Here is a 16792-nt window from a genome sequence, read left to right on the forward strand (position 1 = left end):
ACCGTAGGCGCAAATACCCTCATTTTGATTGCGTTTTACGGAGCAAATAATGTCTAACGTGTAGGAGTGGCAACAGCTTGCCAACAAGGAATTGAGCCGTCGGGAGAAAACTGTCGACTCGCTGGTTCATCAAACCGCGGAAGGGATCGCCATCAAGCCGCTGTATACCGAAGCCGATCTCGATAATCTGGAGGTGACAGGTACCCTTCCTGGTTTGCCGCCCTACGTTCGTGGCCCGCGTGCCACTATGTATACCGCCCAACCGTGGACCATCCGTCAGTATGCTGGTTTTTCAACAGCAAAAGAGTCCAACGCTTTTTATCGCCGTAACCTGGCCGCCGGGCAAAAAGGTCTTTCCGTTGCGTTTGACCTTGCCACCCACCGTGGCTACGACTCCGATAACCCGCGCGTGGCGGGCGACGTCGGCAAAGCGGGCGTCGCTATCGACACCGTGGAAGATATGAAAGTCCTGTTCGACCAGATCCCGCTGGATAAAATGTCGGTTTCGATGACCATGAATGGCGCAGTGCTACCAGTACTGGCGTTTTATATCGTCGCCGCAGAAGAGCAAGGTGTTACACCTGATAAACTGACCGGCACCATTCAAAACGATATTCTCAAAGAGTACCTCTGCCGCAACACCTATATTTACCCACCAAAACCGTCAATGCGCATTATCGCCGACATCATCGCCTGGTGTTCCGGCAACATGCCGCGATTTAATACCATCAGTATCAGCGGTTACCACATGGGTGAAGCGGGTGCCAACTGCGTGCAGCAGGTAGCATTTACGCTCGCTGATGGGATTGAGTACATCAAAGCAGCAATCTCTGCCGGACTGAAAATTGATGACTTCGCTCCTCGCCTGTCGTTCTTCTTCGGCATCGGCATGGATCTGTTTATGAACGTCGCCATGTTGCGTGCGGCACGTTATTTATGGAGCGAAGCGGTCAGTGGATTTGGCGCACAGGACCCGAAATCACTGGCGCTGCGTACCCACTGCCAGACCTCAGGCTGGAGCCTGACTGAACAGGATCCGTATAACAACGTTATCCGCACCACCATTGAAGCGCTGGCTGCGACGCTGGGCGGTACTCAGTCACTGCATACCAACGCCTTTGACGAAGCGCTTGGTTTGCCTACCGATTTCTCAGCACGCATTGCCCGCAACACCCAGATCATCATCCAGGAAGAATCAGAACTCTGCCGCACCGTCGATCCACTGGCCGGATCCTATTACATTGAGTCGCTGACCGATCAAATCGTCAAACAAGCCAGAGCTATTATCCAACAGATCGACGAAGCCGGTGGCATGGCGAAAGCGATCGAAGCAGGTCTGCCAAAACGAATGATCGAAGAGGCCTCAGCGCGCGAACAGTCGCTGATCGACCAGGGCAAGCGTGTCATCGTTGGTGTCAACAAGTACAAACTGGATCACGAAGACGAAACCGATGTACTTGAGATCGACAACGTGATGGTGCGTAACGAGCAAATTGCTTCGCTGGAACGCATTCGCGCCACCCGTGATGATGCCGCCGTAACCGCCGCGTTGAACGCCCTGACTCACGCCGCACAGCATAACGAAAACCTGCTGGCTGCCGCTGTTAATGCCGCTCGCGTTCGCGCCACCCTGGGTGAAATTTCCGATGCGCTGGAAGTCGCTTTCGACCGTTATCTGGTGCCAAGCCAGTGTGTTACCGGCGTGATTGCGCAAAGCTATCATCAGTCTGAGAAATCGGCCTCCGAGTTCGATGCCATTGTTGCGCAAACGGAGCAGTTCCTTGCCGACAATGGTCGTCGCCCGCGCATTCTGATCGCTAAGATGGGCCAGGATGGACACGATCGCGGCGCGAAAGTGATCGCCAGCGCCTATTCCGATCTCGGTTTCGACGTAGATTTAAGCCCGATGTTCTCTACACCTGAAGAGATCGCCCGCCTGGCCGTAGAAAACGACGTTCACGTAGTGGGCGCATCCTCACTGGCTGCCGGTCATAAAACGCTGATCCCGGAACTGGTCGAAGCGCTGAAAAAATGGGGACGCGAAGATATCTGCGTGGTCGCGGGTGGCGTCATTCCGCCGCAGGATTACGCCTTCCTGCAAGAGCGCGGCGTGGCGGCGATTTATGGTCCAGGTACACCTATGCTCGACAGTGTGCGCGACGTACTGAATCTGATAAGCCAGCATCATGATTAATGAAGCCACGCTGGCAGAAAGTATTCGCCGCTTACGTCAGGGTGAGCGTGCCACACTCGCCCAGGCCATGACGCTGGTGGAAAGCCGTCATCCGCGTCATCAGGCACTAAGTACGCAGCTGCTTGATGCCATTATGCCGTACTGCGGTAACACCCTGCGACTGGGCGTTACCGGCACCCCCGGCGCGGGGAAAAGTACCTTTCTTGAGGCCTTTGGCATGTTGTTGATTCGAGAGGGATTAAAGGTCGCGGTTATTGCGGTCGATCCCAGCAGCCCGGTCACTGGCGGTAGCATTCTCGGGGATAAAACCCGCATGAATGACCTGGCGCGTGCCGAAGCGGCGTTTATTCGCCCGGTACCATCCTCCGGTCATCTGGGCGGTGCCAGTCAGCGAGCGCGGGAATTAATGCTGTTATGCGAAGCAGCGGGTTATGACGTAGTGATTGTCGAAACGGTTGGCGTCGGGCAGTCGGAAACAGAAGTCGCCCGCATAGTGGACTGTTTTATCTCGTTGCAAATTGCCGGTGGCGGCGATGATCTGCAGGGCATTAAAAAAGGGCTGATGGAAGTGGCTGATCTGATCGTTATCAACAAAGACGATGGCGATAACCATACCAATGTCGCCATTGCCCGGCATATGTACGAGAGTGCCCTGCATATTCTGCGACGTAAATACGACGAATGGCAGCCACGGGTTCTGACTTGTAGCGCACTGGAAAAACGTGGAATCGATGAGATCTGGCACGCCATCATCGACTTCAAAACCGCGCTAACTGCCAGTGGTCGTTTACAACAAGTGCGGCAACAACAATCGGTGGAATGGCTGCGTAAGCAGACCGAAGAAGAAGTACTGAATCACCTGTTCGCGAATGAAGATTTCGATCGCTATTACCGCCAGACGCTTTTAGCGGTCAAAAACAATACGCTCTCACCGCGCACCGGCCTGCGGCAGCTCAGTGAATTTATCCAGACGCAATATTTTGATTAAAGGAATTTTTATGTCTTATCAGTATGTTAACGTTGTCACTATCAACAAAGTGGCGGTCATTGAGTTTAACTATGGCCGAAAACTTAATGCCTTAAGTAAAGTCTTTATTGATGATCTTATGCAGGCGTTAAGCGATCTCAACCGGCCGGAAATTCGCTGTATCATTTTGCGCGCACCGAGTGGATCCAAAGTCTTCTCCGCAGGTCACGATATTCACGAACTGCCGTCTGGCGGTCGCGATCCGCTCTCCTATGATGATCCATTGCGTCAAATCACCCGCATGATCCAAAAATTCCCGAAACCGATCATTTCGATGGTGGAAGGTAGTGTTTGGGGTGGCGCATTTGAAATGATCATGAGTTCCGATCTGATCATCGCCGCCAGTACCTCAACCTTCTCAATGACGCCTGTAAACCTCGGCGTCCCGTATAACCTGGTCGGCATTCACAACCTGACCCGCGACGCGGGCTTCCACATTGTCAAAGAGCTGATTTTTACCGCTTCGCCAATCACCGCCCAGCGCGCGCTGGCTGTCGGCATCCTCAACCATGTTGTGGAAGTGGAAGAACTGGAAGATTTCACCTTACAAATGGCGCACCACATCTCTGAGAAAGCGCCGTTAGCCATTGCCGTTATCAAAGAAGAGCTGCGTGTACTGGGCGAAGCACACACCATGAACTCCGATGAATTTGAACGTATTCAGGGGATGCGCCGCGCGGTGTATGACAGCGAAGATTACCAGGAAGGGATGAACGCTTTCCTCGAAAAACGTAAACCTAATTTCGTTGGTCATTAATCCCTGCGAACGAAGGAGTAAAAATGGAAACTCAGTGGACAAGGATGACCGCCAATGAAGCGGCAGAAATTATCCAGCATAACGACATGGTGGCATTTAGCGGCTTTACCCCGGCGGGTTCGCCGAAAGCCCTACCCACCGCGATTGCCCGCAGAGCTAACGAACAGCATGAGGCCAAAAAGCCGTATCAAATTCGCCTTCTGACGGGTGCGTCAATCAGCGCCGCCGCTGACGATGTACTTTCTGACGCCGATGCTGTTTCCTGGCGTGCGCCATATCAAACATCGTCCGGTTTACGTAAAAAGATCAATCAGGGCGCGGTGAGTTTCGTTGACCTGCATTTGAGCGAAGTGGCGCAAATGGTCAATTACGGTTTCTTCGGCGACATTGATGTTGCCGTCATTGAAGCATCGGCACTGGCACCGGATGGTCGAGTCTGGTTAACCAGCGGGATCGGTAATGCGCCGACCTGGCTGCTGCGGGCGAAGAAAGTGATCATTGAACTCAATCACTATCACGATCCGCGCGTTGCAGAACTGGCGGATATTGTGATTCCTGGCGCGCCACCGCGGCGCAATAGCGTGTCGATCTTCCATGCAATGGATCGCGTCGGTACCCGCTATGTGCAAATCGATCCGAAAAAGATTGTCGCCGTCGTGGAAACCAACTTGCCCGACGCCGGTAATATGCTGGATAAGCAAAATCCCATGTGCCAGCAGATTGCCGATAACGTGGTCACGTTCTTATTGCAGGAAATGGCGCATGGGCGTATTCCGCCGGAATTTCTGCCGCTGCAAAGTGGCGTGGGCAATATCAATAATGCGGTAATGGCGCGTCTGGGGGAAAACCCGGTAATTCCTCCGTTTATGATGTATTCGGAAGTGCTACAGGAATCGGTGGTGCATTTACTGGAAACCGGCAAAATCAGCGGGGCCAGCGCCTCCAGCCTGACAATCTCGGCCGATTCCCTGCGCAAGATTTACGACAATATGGATTACTTTGCCAGCCGCATTGTGTTGCGTCCGCAGGAGATTTCCAATAACCCGGAAATCATCCGTCGTCTGGGCGTCATCGCTCTGAACGTCGGCCTGGAGTTTGATATTTACGGGCATGCCAACTCAACACACGTAGCCGGGGTCGATCTGATGAACGGCATCGGCGGCAGCGGTGATTTTGAACGCAACGCGTATCTGTCGATCTTTATGGCCCCGTCGATTGCTAAAGAAGGCAAGATCTCAACCGTCGTGCCAATGTGCAGCCATGTTGATCACAGCGAACACAGCGTCAAAGTGATCATCACCGAACAAGGGATCGCCGATCTGCGCGGTCTTTCCCCGCTTCAACGCGCCCGCACTATCATTGATAATTGTGCACATCCTATGTATCGGGATTATCTGCATCGCTATCTGGAAAATGCGCCTGGCGGACATATTCACCACGATCTTAGCCACGTCTTCGACTTACACCGTAATTTAATTGCAACCGGCTCGATGCTGGGTTAATGACTCGTCCCGTCACGATCTTCAGCAATATGCTGAAGCATCGTGGCGGTATAACGATGATTTCTGATTGAATAAAGATATTCCTGCATATACATCGGCCTGTGCGGTGCATCAAAATATTTCAGCGTTGCCGGATTCACCAGTCGCCAGGCAAAATGCGGGATCACCGTCAGAAAATGTCCGCGCTCCACGGCGCTGATTTTGGCCATAAAACTGTAGGGACGATAAATAATGGTTGGATTGATCCCACAAGGTCGCATATTCGCATCAATCATTGCTTCGAAGTTGGCCCGGTTCTGAAAGCGCATTTGTAGCCAGGGCAGCTCCTGAAGCAGCTCTTGCTCTTGTCGCTCTTCATAACGGCGAGAAACGAGAAAGCCTAATCGCAGCGGTGGTAGTTCACTGATAGTCAGGTTTTCCAGTTCCTGAACTCGTGCAGATACATGCTGTGGGGAGATAATAAAATCTAACTGGCGGTCAAAAAGATTATCGATAACGCCATTTTCGCTGAACTCAACTGGCTGGGCGGTCACGCCTTCATACTTATCTCCGAGACTAATCAACTGATCGAAAATAATTGTCGGATAAGTATTATCTATGCCAATCACAATTTCTCGTGAACGACGCCCTGAGTTATGGATTTCATTATCAATCGCAGAAAGCCGTTGATAAACCGGGAACAGTTTTTGATACAGTTCCTGTCCGGCTTTATTGAGGCTGATATTATTATCTTTGCGGGTAAATAGCGTATAGCCAATTTGTTCTTCCAGCGCGGCAATGCTTTTACCAAATGGCGAAGCCGTCATATGGATTTTTTCTGCCGCCCGGGCAATATTATTGGTTTGCGCTAATAAAATGAAATTGCGCATCTTTTTCGAAATAAAAATGTCCATCCCCCTCCCCCGCATCCTTGTCCGCTTAACCGTTTCAGTCAGCCTATCCTTGATGAAACCGCGAGCAAAGATAGGTGATTACGTCATGGTTTTACAGAAAATTACAGAAAAAGGAGGCAATATCGGGTAAAGGCATTAGCCCGACGAATACGTCGGGCTACAAATATTATTGTGCTGCAGGTGTTTTAGCGGGTTGTTGATCCACAGGTTCTAACTGGAAGACCACATCGACCTGATCATCAAACTGAATAGCGGCCTGCTCGTAAGTTTCCTGGGCGGACACCGGCGCGGCATCGGCTTTCATCATCCGCACCATTGGGCTGGGCTGATAGTTGGAAACATGGTAGCGCACGCTATATACCGGCCCCAGTTTACGATGAAAGCCGTTCGCCAGTTCCTGCGCCTGATGAATCGCGTTATCAATCGCTGCCTTACGCGCTTTGTCTTTATAGGCATCCGGCTGCGCCACGCCCAGCGACACAGAACGAATTTCGTTAAGACCCGCCTTCAGCGCGCCATCCAGCAAGGAATTCAGTTTGTCTAACTGACGGAGCGTGACTTCCACCGTTCTCACAGCGCGGTAGCCTTTAAGGATACTTTTACCATCCTGATAATCATAATCTGGCTGGGTGCGTAAGTTCGCTGAGCTGATATCTTTTTTCGCGATCTGATTGAGTTCAAGGAAGGAAATGTATTGTGCGACGCGCTCATCTGCCTGTTTCTTGGCAGTAGCGGCATCCTTCGCGGCCACGTTAACTTCAATCGCAAGAGTGGCAATGTCTGGCACCGCATCCACGCTTGCCGTACCGGAGGTGACAATATGCGGTCCATCCGGCAATTCGTTAGCCTGCGCTGCCATCCCGCTAATACCCATTAATGCCGCCAGGGCGATAACTTTGAACTTCACGTTAGTCTCTCCGTGTTAATTGACTTGCCCAAAATTCAGGACCTCTGGAGGCAAGCTTAGCGCCTCTGTTTTATTTTTCCATCAGATAGCGCCTAACTGAACAAGGCTTGTGCATGAGCAATACCGTCTCTCGCCAGCTGCAAGGCAATAAACCACATAACACATCCCACAACCAGATTGATAATGCGCTGTGCTTTTGCCGTGCGCAGACGCGGTGCCAGCCAGGCTGCGAGAAGAGCCAGACCAAAGAACCACAGGAAAGAGGCGCTAATTGTCCCGAGTGCAAACCAGCGTTTTGGTTCCACATCAAGTTGCCCGCCAAGGCTGCCCAGTACAACAAAAGTATCCAGGTAAACATGCGGATTCAGCCAGGTCACTGCCAACATGGTGGCGATAATTTTCCATCTGCCTTGCTTCATGACTTCGGCGCTGGCTAACTCAATATTACTGCTCATTGCTGTTTTAAAAGCGCCAAAACCATACCACAGCAAGAAGGCTACGCCGCCCCAGGTGACCAGCGCCAGCAACCACGGCGACTGCATCAATAACGCGCTGCCACCAAAAATCCCGGCGCAAATCAGGACCAAATCGCTGATAGCACAAAGTAAGGCAATCATAATGTGGTACTGACGACGTATGCCCTGATTCATCACAAAAGCATTTTGTGGACCGAGCGGTAGGATCATAGCCGCCCCAAGTGCAAGACCTTGAAAGTAATAAGAAAACACGTTGGATATTCCGAATTAAGTATCTGATGCAGAGACTATATCGCGGGATTGTTATTAGCGGAAATTGATAATATTAATTGGCAATCAGAAAAACTAATAAGAGAGAGGCCAGAGAGTATTATCTGGCCTCAGCGTTGATTACGCAGCTTTGTCTTCTTTCACCCGCTTAAAGTTCACATCCATTTGCGGGTACGGGAAGCTGATACCGGCGGCATCAAATTCACGTTTAATACGCTCCAGCACATCCCAGTACACGTTTTGCAGATCGCCGCTGTTGCTCCAGACGCGGACCACGAAATTAATCGACGATGCACCAAGTTCGTTCAGGCGCACAGTCATTTCGCGATCTTTCAAAATGCGATCTTCAGACTGGATAATATTGGTCAGGATCTGCTTAACCTGATCGATATCGGAATCATACGCCACGCCAATAATAAATTCGTTACGGCGAACTGGCTCGCGGGAGAAGTTAATAATATTTCCGGCAATAATTTTACCGTTCGGAATAACGATAATTTTACCGTCTGCAGTACGCATGGTGGTGGAGAAAATCTGCACACTCAGCACAGTACCGGCTACGCCGCCCAGGTCAACATATTCTCCGGCACGGAACGGGCGGAACATGACAAGTAACACGCCAGCGGCCAGGTTAGACAGTGACCCCTGCAAAGCCAGACCAACAGCTAAGCCTGCGGCACCGAGTACAGCAATGACTGACGCGGTTTGTACACCCACGCGTCCCAGGGCTGCGATTAGCGTAAAGGCGATAATACCGTAACGGACTAATGCAGAAAGAAAATCAGCAACAGTGGCATCGATTTTACGGGAGATCATCAGGCGATTCACCGCGTTGGAAATCATCCGCGCGATAATCAAACCAACGATGATGATCGCGAGTGCCGCCACGATGTTTACTGCATAACTTAGCAGCAGCGCCTGGTTAGCTACCAGCCAGCTTCCCGCGCCGTTTATGCTATCGACAACATTCAAATCTTCCATTCAATATTCCTTTTCAACTGACTCAAAATGGAGAAATACACTCCGCCGCCTTATGACGGGCAGTCTGACAAGGGTAAACAATAAAGCATAATTTTGCCAAATAGATCACAGATTTCTCATCTGAATCACCTTGCTTTTGGCGAAAAAATCCCCGCAGAGCGGGGCTCAGACAGATATCAATGTGCGCTTTGTCATGCCGGATGCGGCGTGAACGCCTTATCCGGCCTACAAAAACCTGCAAATTCAATATATTGCAGGATACGTGTAGGCCTGATAAGCGTAGCGCATCAGGCAATTTTGCTTTTGGCGAAAAAAAGACCCGCAGAGCGGGCCTTGAGATAAGCAGAAAGGAATATCTTACAGAACGTCGATCGCGTTCAGTTCCTGGAATGCTTTCTCCAGACGAGCGATCATCGAAGTCTGACCGGCACGCAGCCATACGCGCGGATCGTAGTATTTCTTGTTCGGCTGATCTTCGCCTTTCGGGTTACCCAGCTGACCCTGCAGATAAGCTTCGTTCGCTTTGTAGTAGTTCAGAACGCCTTCCCAGGTTGCCCATTGGGTATCGGTATCGATGTTCATTTTTACTACGCCGTAGCTTACGGAGTCTTTGATTTCCTGAGCAGTAGAACCGGAACCACCGTGGAATACGAAGTTCAGGCTGTTGTGCGGCAGGTTGTGTTTCTTGGAAACATATTCCTGAGAATCACGCAGGATGGTCGGAGTCAGAACCACGTTACCCGGCTTGTAAACACCGTGTACGTTACCGAAGGACGCTGCGATGGTGAAACGCGGGCTGATTTTGCTCAGTTCGGTGTATGCGTAATCAACGTCTTCCGGCTGGGTGTACAGTGCAGAAGCGTCCATGTGGCTGTTGTCCACGCCGTCTTCTTCACCACCGGTGCAACCCAGTTCGATTTCCAGAGTCATGCCGATTTTGGACATGCGCTCCAGGTATTTAGAGCAGATTTCGATGTTCTCTTGCAGAGATTCTTCAGACAGGTCGATCATGTGAGAAGAGAACAGCGGCTTACCGGTAGCTGCGAAGTGTTTTTCACCCGCGTCCAACAGACCGTCGATCCACGGCAGCAGTTTCTTCGCGCAGTGGTCAGTGTGCAGGATAACCGGAACACCATAATGTTCAGCCATCTGGTGAACGTGATGCGCACCAGAGATCGCGCCCAGGATAGCAGCACCCTGCGGAACGTCAGATTTCACGCCTTTACCAGCGATAAAGGAAGCACCACCGTTGGAGAACTGAACGATAACCGGCGCTTTAACTTTAGCAGCGGTTTCCAGTACGGCGTTGATGGAGTCAGTACCGACGCAGTTTACTGCTGGCAGTGCGAAGTTGTTTTCTTTTGCTACCTGGAAAACTTTCTGTACGTCATCACCAGTGATTACGCCAGGTTTTACGAAATCAAAAATCTTAGACATGTCTCTTGTCCTGTATCGTCGGGCCTTATACTCGTCATACTTCAAGTTGCATGTGCTGCGTCTGCGTTCGCTCACCCCAGTCACTTACTTATGTAAGCTCCTGGGGATTCACTCTCTTGTCGCCTTCCTGCAACTCGAATTATTTAGAGTATGAAAAATTGCGTGCTCTAAAAGCGCGCTGAAACAAGGGCAGGTTTCCCTGCCCTGTGATTTTTTACTTCTTAGCGCGCTCTTCGAGCATCGCTACTGCAGGCAGTACTTTACCTTCCACGAATTCGAGGAATGCGCCGCCGCCAGTGGAGATGTAGGAGATTTTGTCAGCAATGCCGAACAGGTCGATTGCTGCCAGAGTGTCGCCGCCGCCAGCGATGGAGAACGCTTCGCTGTCTGCGATAGCGTTAGCCACGATTTCAGTACCTTTGCGGAAGTTCGGGAATTCGAACACGCCAACCGGACCGTTCCACAGAATGGTTTTCGCATTCTTCAGGATTTCAGCCAGTTCCTGAGCGGAAGCATCACCGATATCCAGGATCTGCTCGTCAGCTTTCACATCGTTAACAGATTTCAGGGTAGCCGGTGCAGTTTCAGAGAACTCGGTTGCTACGCGAACATCAGACGGAACCGGGATGTTGCAGGTGGTCAGCAGACGTTTAGCTTCGTCAACCAGGTCAGCTTCGTACAGGGATTTACCCACATCGTGGCCTTGTGCCGCGATAAAGGTGTTAGCGATACCACCACCAACAATCAGCTGGTCAGCGATTTTAGACAGGGAGTCCAGAACGGTCAGTTTGGTAGATACTTTAGAACCACCAACGATAGCCACCATCGGGCGAGCAGGTTCTTTCAGTGCTTTACCCAGCGCGTCCAGTTCAGCTGCCAGCAGCGGGCCTGCGCACGCAACGTCAGCGAATTTACCGATACCGTGAGTAGAAGCCTGCGCGCGGTGAGCAGTACCGAATGCGTCCATTACGAACACGTCACACAGTGCAGCGTATTTTTTGGACAGGGTTTCGTCGTCTTTCTTCTCGCCTTTGTTGAAGCGAACGTTTTCCAGAACAACCAGTTCACCTTCAGCAACGTCAACGCCGTCGAGGTAATCTTTAACCAGACGAACCGGGTTAGACAGTTTGTCTTTCAGGTAGTTAACAACCGGCAGCAGAGAGAATTCTTCGTTGTACTCGCCTTCGGTAGGACGACCCAGGTGGGAAGTTACCATCACTTTTGCGCCTTGTTTCAGGGCCAGTTCGATGGTCGGCAGAGAAGCACGGATACGCGCGTCGCTGGTTACTTTCCCGTCTTTTACTGGTACGTTCAGATCCGCACGGATAAATACACGTTTCCCAGCAAGATCCAGATCGGTCATCTTAATTACAGACATGGTGAATCCTCTCGTTGATTCTAAAAGTTTTGCAGACGCTGCTTGCGTCTTACCTGAAAGCAACAGTAGCCATAGCTAACGTCGTGTCGAGCATTCGGTTAGCAAAGCCCCATTCGTTATCGCACCAGACCAACGTTTTGATCAGGTGTGCGCCACTGACCCGGGTTTGGGTGCCATCGACAATGGCACTGTGCGGATCGTGGTTAAAATCTACAGAGACCAACGGCAATTCCGTATAGTCAACTATACCATGAAATGCACCTTGTGCTGCTTTTTGCAGCAACAGGTTGACTTCATTGGCTTTTACAGGTTTCTTCACCGTCACGCTTAAATCGATTGCCGTCACATTTATGGTTGGCACACGTACCGCAATCGCTTCAAAGCGATCGTTAAATTGCGGAAAAAATCGTGTGATACCGGCGGCCAGTTTAGTATCGACCGGAATGATCGACTGGCTGGCTGCCCGGGTGCGACGCAGGTCAGGATGGTATGCATCAATAACCTGTTGATCGTGCATGGCGGAGTGAATTGTGGTCACAGTGCCGGACTCAATACCGTACGCATCATCTAACAATTTGATGACGGGAATTATGCAATTCGTGGTACAGGAAGCGTTAGAAACGATGCGGTGTTCCGCACGAAGTTGATCCTGATTGACGCCGTAAACAACGGTCGCGTCGAGATCGTTACTGCCAGGATGTGAAAAGAGCACTTTTTTGGCCCCGGCGGCAATATGCGCTTCGCCATGCTCGCGGGAGCCATATACGCCGGTGCAGTCGAGGACTACATCAACGCCAAGTTCACGCCAGGGGAGCGATTGCAGTGAACGTTCATGCAATACGCGGATGGCGTCATCACCAACAAAAAGTTGATCGCGTTCCTGTCGTACTTCCCATGCAAAACGGCCATGGCTGGTGTCATATTTCAACAAATGCGCCATGCCCGCAGCATCCGCCAGTTCGTTGATTGCCACCACGGTAATTTCCGCCCGGCGTCCGGATTCATACAAAGCACGAACCACATTACGCCCGATGCGACCGAAGCCATTTATCGCTACGCGTACGGTCATAGATCTCCTGCAAGGTTTTCCCTGAGCAAATTTGCCAGACAGAGTAATCCAGCAAATCGTCCGGGGAAACCTTACCTGTCGCAAACTGCGACTGATTGGTTAATTGTCGAACATTTAATCGACTGAAACGCTTCAGCTAGGATAAGCGAAACGTGGAATAAAAGGAATGTTTGTCCAGCCGAAGAAGACATTTATCTGACTCACATCACACTTTTATCCCCTTTTGTGGGAAGCTTTATTCCAGGCTGGCGTAATAATAACCCTACAATAACTGGAATAAATTGTCAGCTTGTGAAGTGATACCGGCCTTCTTCAGTCATCTCTACTATCAGATTGGCCTGACGGCTATTCATCAGCACACGCTCGACATTGGGGCCATCGGTGCGGGCATAAAATGCTTCGGCTACTTGCCGCGTTAATCCTCCCGCAATTTTACGACTAATCAAGCGCTCCCGCAGAATTTGAGCAGGTGCATGAATAAAAATAGAAAAATCGCAGAAAGATGCCAACTCCAGCCACTTTTCATCATCCAGTAACAACCAGTTTCCTTCGACGATGACGAGTGGTGCGGTAACGTGCAACGCATCTTCAACAGGATCATGCTTTTGTCGATCGTACTGCGGCCACGTACAATCCCCTTCCACGACCTGGCGCAGATTTTCCGTCAGTTTCGCAACGTCAAATGTCTCTGGTGCGCCTTTGAAGGGGCGCAATTGATGCGCATCCAGCCAGCTATTGTAATGGTGAAAACCATCCATCGGGAGCGTCTGAATAGCGGGCAGTTCCGGGTCTTGTTGCGCGAGATATTCCCAGAAGGTGGTTAGGGTTGATTTACCCGTCCCCGGCGGAGCGCAAAGAAAAACCACCGTACGCCGCTGCGGATTTACCGTCTGTAAGGCCGCCAACATGTGCAGCAACGGTTTATGTACATTTTCAATCTCTTCGTTCTGGTACTGTGCCTGTATCTTCAGCCCATTCACCGTTAATTCAATTTTCACGGCGTTAATTCCTTTAAGGTGGTCGTTACTGCCAGCGTCAGCGCCGTTTTGACCATTCCGCTAAAACGCGCCTCTGACCAGACGGCGAAATCGGCGAACTTCATCGCTTTCAACGCGTCATAGAGCGTCGCATTGCAGGTTATGCTATTGACGTTGCTGATAAAATCCCAGGTCATGTCATCGGCAAATCCGGGCGTTTCATCCTGTTCGTTCAGGTAATGCCAGAACTGGGAAAAATGCGTGATATCGGCGTACAACCATTTATCCATTTTCCCCAACGCATAAATCAAACGCAGTGCAACATCAATATCGTCAAGCGGGCCGCTTTGGGCGAGTAACGGCTTCACTGCATATTCCACGATCTCTTCATCGTTATCGACAAACAGCGACGGCAGAAACTGGCGTATCCCCTGGAGCAAAATGGTATGCGCAGTTTTCATAAATGAAAATAAATTGTCCTGTGCATCCAGTTGCTCAAGCACATCATCTTCTGTCAGCGTCGCCATTGGTCTTCCGATAGATCACCATCAATGCAGGGAGTCTATTATATTACACGTTTGGTCCGCGCCGCCGATCAGTAATGTCTGCGTCCGCACCCCATTCGCCGTCTGTTGGATACCGTTCACCAGCTCACCGCCCGTCACGCCCGTAGCGCTAAAGAGGATATCGTTCCCCCTCACCAGTTCATCGAGCGAGTACACACGGTTAACGTCAACGCCCATTGCCTTGCAACGCTTGCGCTCCTGCTCTGCAATCTGCCGATTTTCCGTGTAATCCCCTTTAGCCTGGCAAAAGTCAATCAGCTCGGCCTGCATATCCCCGCCTAATGCTTTAACGGCACAGGCAGAAATCACGCCTTCTGGCGCACCGCCGATGGTGTACATCACATCGTAAGGATTATCCTGCCAGCAGGCCAGCACGCTGGCGGCGACATCGCCATCCGGCAGGGCAAAAACCTTCACGCCCAGCTGTGTTGCTTCCTCAATCGCGGCACTCAGGCGCGGTTTATCCAGCGTAACCATGCGCAGCTTATCCAGCGGTTTGCCTAACGCTTTCGCCACGTTGCGCAGGTTGTCCGTCAGAGGCAAAGACAGATCAATCGCGCCCGCCGCCAGCCGATTAACAACCAGCTTTTTCATATACATATCGGGCGCATGTAACAGGCTATCTCGAGGGGCGAAAGCCATGACCGCCAGCGCATTGCTCTGCCCCATCGCCACCATCCGCGTGCCTTCAATGGGATCAACCGCGATATCGACTTCTGGCCCATCGCCTTTGCCCACCTCTTCGCCAATCCACAGCATCGGCGCATGGTCAATTTCTCCTTCGCCGATAACCAATCGTCCACGAAAAGCGACGTCGTTTAATGCCTGGCGCATCGCGGTGACCGCCAGGCCATCAATTTTATTTTTGTCGCCACATCCGGTTTGCGGCCAGGCAGCCAACGCTGCCTGTTCCGTAACGCGAAATAATGGCCACGCCAGGGACATCATTGCGCGGCCTCCCCGATATCAACGCCAAATTGTGCCAGCAGATATTTCTCGGCCTGTTCATTCCAGATGCCGTGCGTTTCCTCAACCAGCCGCGCCAACTCTTTAAACAGCGGATCGGTTTTGCCTTTTTCGGCAAAATCGGCAATGGCAGTGAGCGGCATGGTCACGCCGTTATAAATGAGTTTTTTACCGCCAGGGATATCCGGCAGATTGAGCACGGTTTCTGGCACCGCATCCAGGCCACCGATATGGGTCACCATAAACGACGGCTGTAACTGCCCAGTGGCGCTAAGGGCAATCGCCTCTTTCATGTCGTCCGTTGAACCGCCAGATGTACCGATGACGTGCGTGCTGTTGTAATGGACGTTGTAGAAATTAAACGGCACTTTGAAGTTTTTATCCGTCGGCCCGGCAAAGAAGTTCAGACAGCCATCTTCCGCCAGTAATTCATCAGCCATCTCAACGACAGCAGGCACCGCCGCATAAACAAAAATGTCATCGAACCCGGCATCTCCTGTCAGCGCCCGCAGCATCTGGACAGGATCGCTCATCCCTTTGGTATTCACATACACCAGCTCAATGCCTTTACTGGCCGCCAGTTCCACCGGCAGCAGCTTCTGTACCTGCGCCAGACGTTTGTCGTCGATATCGACCACCACCACCCGCGACGGTTGTATGCCGCCGTTAATGGCGTAATCGATAGCGCCAATGCCCATCGGACCTGCACACGCCAGCAGTGCAATATTGCCGCCAGGTTTGACGCCCATGCGATGCTCATAAACATATTGCGTGGTGTGATAATTGGCATGATAAGCACCAATAATGCAGCACATAGGCTCTGCCAGCGACGCCGCAGCAAAATAAGAGCCGTGATACGGTAATACGCAGCCCAAATTAATGGCGATTTCGGGAATAATCATATAAGTGGCATTGCCGCCAAAATATTCGTAGCTGTAGCCCGCTGAATATCCGCTTGGTAACCCCATCGCCGGCTGCAATACAAAACGCTGGCCTTTTTTATATTTGCCAGTGAGATTTTTACCCACTTCGACAATAACCCCGGCACATTCATGCCCGGTAATGACCGGATGATTTTCTAAATCGTCGGGTACGCGTTTATGTTCACTACCGAGTAACGCCGCTTTCCAGGTCGATAAACAGACGCTGTCAGAAATTACACTCACCAGTAATTCATTATCGGTAATTTCTGGCAGTTCAAATATGCGCAGACGGACATCCCGCTTGCCATAAATAGCAGCAACTTTGGTTTTCATTTTTACCTCTGTAATCAGGTGATGCTGCCAACTTACTGATTTAGTGTATGATGGTGTTTTTGAGGTGCTCCAGTGGCTTCTGTTTCTATCAGCTGTCCCTCCTGTTCAGCTACTGACGGGGTGGTGCGTAACGGCA

General features: G+C 51.3%; 16 protein-coding genes. 5 read left to right on the plus strand and 11 right to left on the minus strand.

Annotated elements, in window-relative coordinates; all coding sequences use genetic code 11:
• Positions 1 to 91 precede the first annotated feature (91 nt).
• From scpA to scpC, 4 genes are read left to right on the plus strand one after another with little or no spacing between them, the layout of a single operon-like run.
• Complete coding sequence (gene scpA, locus K0778_RS14110) at positions 92 to 2194, plus strand: methylmalonyl-CoA mutase (protein ID WP_223367342.1); 2103 nt, start codon at positions 92 to 94, stop codon at positions 2192 to 2194.
• Positions 2187 to 3182: a methylmalonyl Co-A mutase-associated GTPase MeaB gene (meaB, locus tag K0778_RS14115; RefSeq protein WP_063084613.1), complete on the plus strand. Its 996-nt coding sequence runs from the start codon at positions 2187 to 2189 to the stop codon at positions 3180 to 3182. Before scpA ends, meaB begins: the two co-directional genes overlap by 8 nt.
• Before the next feature lie 10 nt (positions 3183 to 3192).
• On the plus strand, positions 3193 to 3978 hold the full coding sequence (scpB, locus tag K0778_RS14120; protein WP_000122080.1) for a methylmalonyl-CoA decarboxylase: 786 nt from the start codon (positions 3193 to 3195) through the stop codon (positions 3976 to 3978).
• A 23-nt stretch (positions 3979 to 4001) separates the two neighbouring features.
• A complete protein-coding gene (gene scpC / locus K0778_RS14125; RefSeq protein WP_000449965.1) occupies positions 4002 to 5480 on the plus strand; it encodes a propionyl-CoA:succinate CoA transferase in 1479 nt (492 codons plus the stop codon).
• Here scpC and K0778_RS14130 read toward each other — a convergent pair.
• The 11 genes from K0778_RS14130 to K0778_RS14180 form a co-directional block, all read right to left on the minus strand.
• Positions 5477 to 6373: a LysR family transcriptional regulator gene (locus K0778_RS14130; protein ID WP_000350807.1), complete on the minus strand. Its 897-nt coding sequence runs from the start codon at positions 6371 to 6373 to the stop codon at positions 5477 to 5479. The two genes, scpC and K0778_RS14130, sit on opposite strands and share 4 nt — an antisense overlap.
• A 166-nt stretch (positions 6374 to 6539) precedes the next feature.
• Positions 6540 to 7280, minus strand: a complete 741-nt coding sequence (locus K0778_RS14135; RefSeq protein ID WP_000669834.1) for an oxidative stress defense protein — start codon at positions 7278 to 7280, stop codon at positions 6540 to 6542.
• A 92-nt stretch (positions 7281 to 7372) separates the two neighbouring features.
• Positions 7373 to 8008 carry an arginine exporter ArgO gene (argO, locus tag K0778_RS14140; protein WP_000493352.1) on the minus strand — a complete coding sequence of 212 codons (636 nt, stop codon included), beginning with the start codon at positions 8006 to 8008 and terminating at the stop codon, positions 7373 to 7375.
• Positions 8009 to 8146: 138 nt separating this feature from the next.
• The gene (gene mscS, locus K0778_RS14145; protein ID WP_000389818.1) at positions 8147 to 9007 is read right to left on the minus strand and encodes a small-conductance mechanosensitive channel MscS; all 861 of its coding nucleotides are present in this window, start codon (positions 9005 to 9007) and stop codon (positions 8147 to 8149) included.
• 357 nt (positions 9008 to 9364) lie between these two features.
• Positions 9365 to 10444 carry a class II fructose-bisphosphate aldolase gene (gene fbaA, locus K0778_RS14150; protein WP_000034372.1) on the minus strand — a complete coding sequence of 360 codons (1080 nt, stop codon included), beginning with the start codon at positions 10442 to 10444 and terminating at the stop codon, positions 9365 to 9367.
• Between the two features lie 214 nt (positions 10445 to 10658).
• On the minus strand, positions 10659 to 11822 hold the full coding sequence (gene pgk, locus K0778_RS14155) for a phosphoglycerate kinase (RefSeq protein WP_000111269.1): 1164 nt from the start codon (positions 11820 to 11822) through the stop codon (positions 10659 to 10661).
• Between the two features lie 49 nt (positions 11823 to 11871).
• Positions 11872 to 12891 carry an erythrose-4-phosphate dehydrogenase gene (gene epd / locus K0778_RS14160; protein ID WP_000218480.1) on the minus strand — a complete coding sequence of 340 codons (1020 nt, stop codon included), beginning with the start codon at positions 12889 to 12891 and terminating at the stop codon, positions 11872 to 11874.
• A gap of 284 nt (positions 12892 to 13175) precedes the next feature.
• The gene (locus K0778_RS14165) at positions 13176 to 13889 is read right to left on the minus strand and encodes a nucleoside/nucleotide kinase family protein (protein ID WP_000687705.1); all 714 of its coding nucleotides are present in this window, start codon (positions 13887 to 13889) and stop codon (positions 13176 to 13178) included.
• Positions 13886 to 14395: a fumarase E gene (gene fumE, locus K0778_RS14170; RefSeq protein ID WP_000224146.1), complete on the minus strand. Its 510-nt coding sequence runs from the start codon at positions 14393 to 14395 to the stop codon at positions 13886 to 13888. Before fumE ends, K0778_RS14165 begins: the two co-directional genes overlap by 4 nt.
• Positions 14396 to 14416: 21 nt before the next feature.
• Positions 14417 to 15382, minus strand: a complete 966-nt coding sequence (gene glpX / locus K0778_RS14175; RefSeq protein ID WP_063084614.1) for a class II fructose-bisphosphatase — start codon at positions 15380 to 15382, stop codon at positions 14417 to 14419.
• Positions 15379 to 16656 carry a zinc-binding dehydrogenase gene (locus K0778_RS14180; protein WP_063084615.1) on the minus strand — a complete coding sequence of 426 codons (1278 nt, stop codon included), beginning with the start codon at positions 16654 to 16656 and terminating at the stop codon, positions 15379 to 15381. The genes glpX and K0778_RS14180 overlap by 4 nt, the downstream gene beginning before the upstream one ends.
• A gap of 72 nt (positions 16657 to 16728) precedes the next feature.
• Here K0778_RS14180 and K0778_RS14185 point away from each other — a divergent pair.
• Positions 16729 to 16792: IS1 family transposase (locus K0778_RS14185; RefSeq protein WP_001676991.1), on the plus strand; the 64-nt coding region annotated here is incomplete at its 3' end.

Source organism: Escherichia sp. XD33, from assembly GCF_019375075.1.
In the GTDB taxonomy this organism is placed as follows: Bacteria; Pseudomonadota; Gammaproteobacteria; order Enterobacterales; family Enterobacteriaceae; genus Enterobacter; species Enterobacter flexneri_A.

Excerpts from the sequence above, each read along its gene's own strand:
- meaB (WP_063084613.1), top strand. The coding sequence starts at position 2,187 with ATGATTAATGAAGCCACGCTGGCAGAAAGTATTCGCCGCTTACGTCAG.
- scpB (WP_000122080.1), top strand. The coding sequence starts at position 3,193 with ATGTCTTATCAGTATGTTAACGTTGTCACTATCAACAAAGTGGCGGTC.
- scpC (WP_000449965.1), top strand. The coding sequence starts at position 4,002 with ATGGAAACTCAGTGGACAAGGATGACCGCCAATGAAGCGGCAGAAATT.
- K0778_RS14130 (WP_000350807.1), bottom strand. The coding sequence starts at position 6,373 with ATGGACATTTTTATTTCGAAAAAGATGCGCAATTTCATTTTATTAGCG.
- mscS (WP_000389818.1), bottom strand. The coding sequence starts at position 9,007 with ATGGAAGATTTGAATGTTGTCGATAGCATAAACGGCGCGGGAAGCTGG.
- fbaA (WP_000034372.1), bottom strand. The coding sequence starts at position 10,444 with ATGTCTAAGATTTTTGATTTCGTAAAACCTGGCGTAATCACTGGTGAT.
- pgk (WP_000111269.1), bottom strand. The coding sequence starts at position 11,822 with ATGTCTGTAATTAAGATGACCGATCTGGATCTTGCTGGGAAACGTGTA.
- epd (WP_000218480.1), bottom strand. The coding sequence starts at position 12,891 with ATGACCGTACGCGTAGCGATAAATGGCTTCGGTCGCATCGGGCGTAAT.
- fumE (WP_000224146.1), bottom strand. The coding sequence starts at position 14,395 with ATGGCGACGCTGACAGAAGATGATGTGCTTGAGCAACTGGATGCACAG.
- glpX (WP_063084614.1), bottom strand. The coding sequence starts at position 15,382 with ATGATGTCCCTGGCGTGGCCATTATTTCGCGTTACGGAACAGGCAGCG.
- K0778_RS14180 (WP_063084615.1), bottom strand. The coding sequence starts at position 16,656 with ATGAAAACCAAAGTTGCTGCTATTTATGGCAAGCGGGATGTCCGTCTG.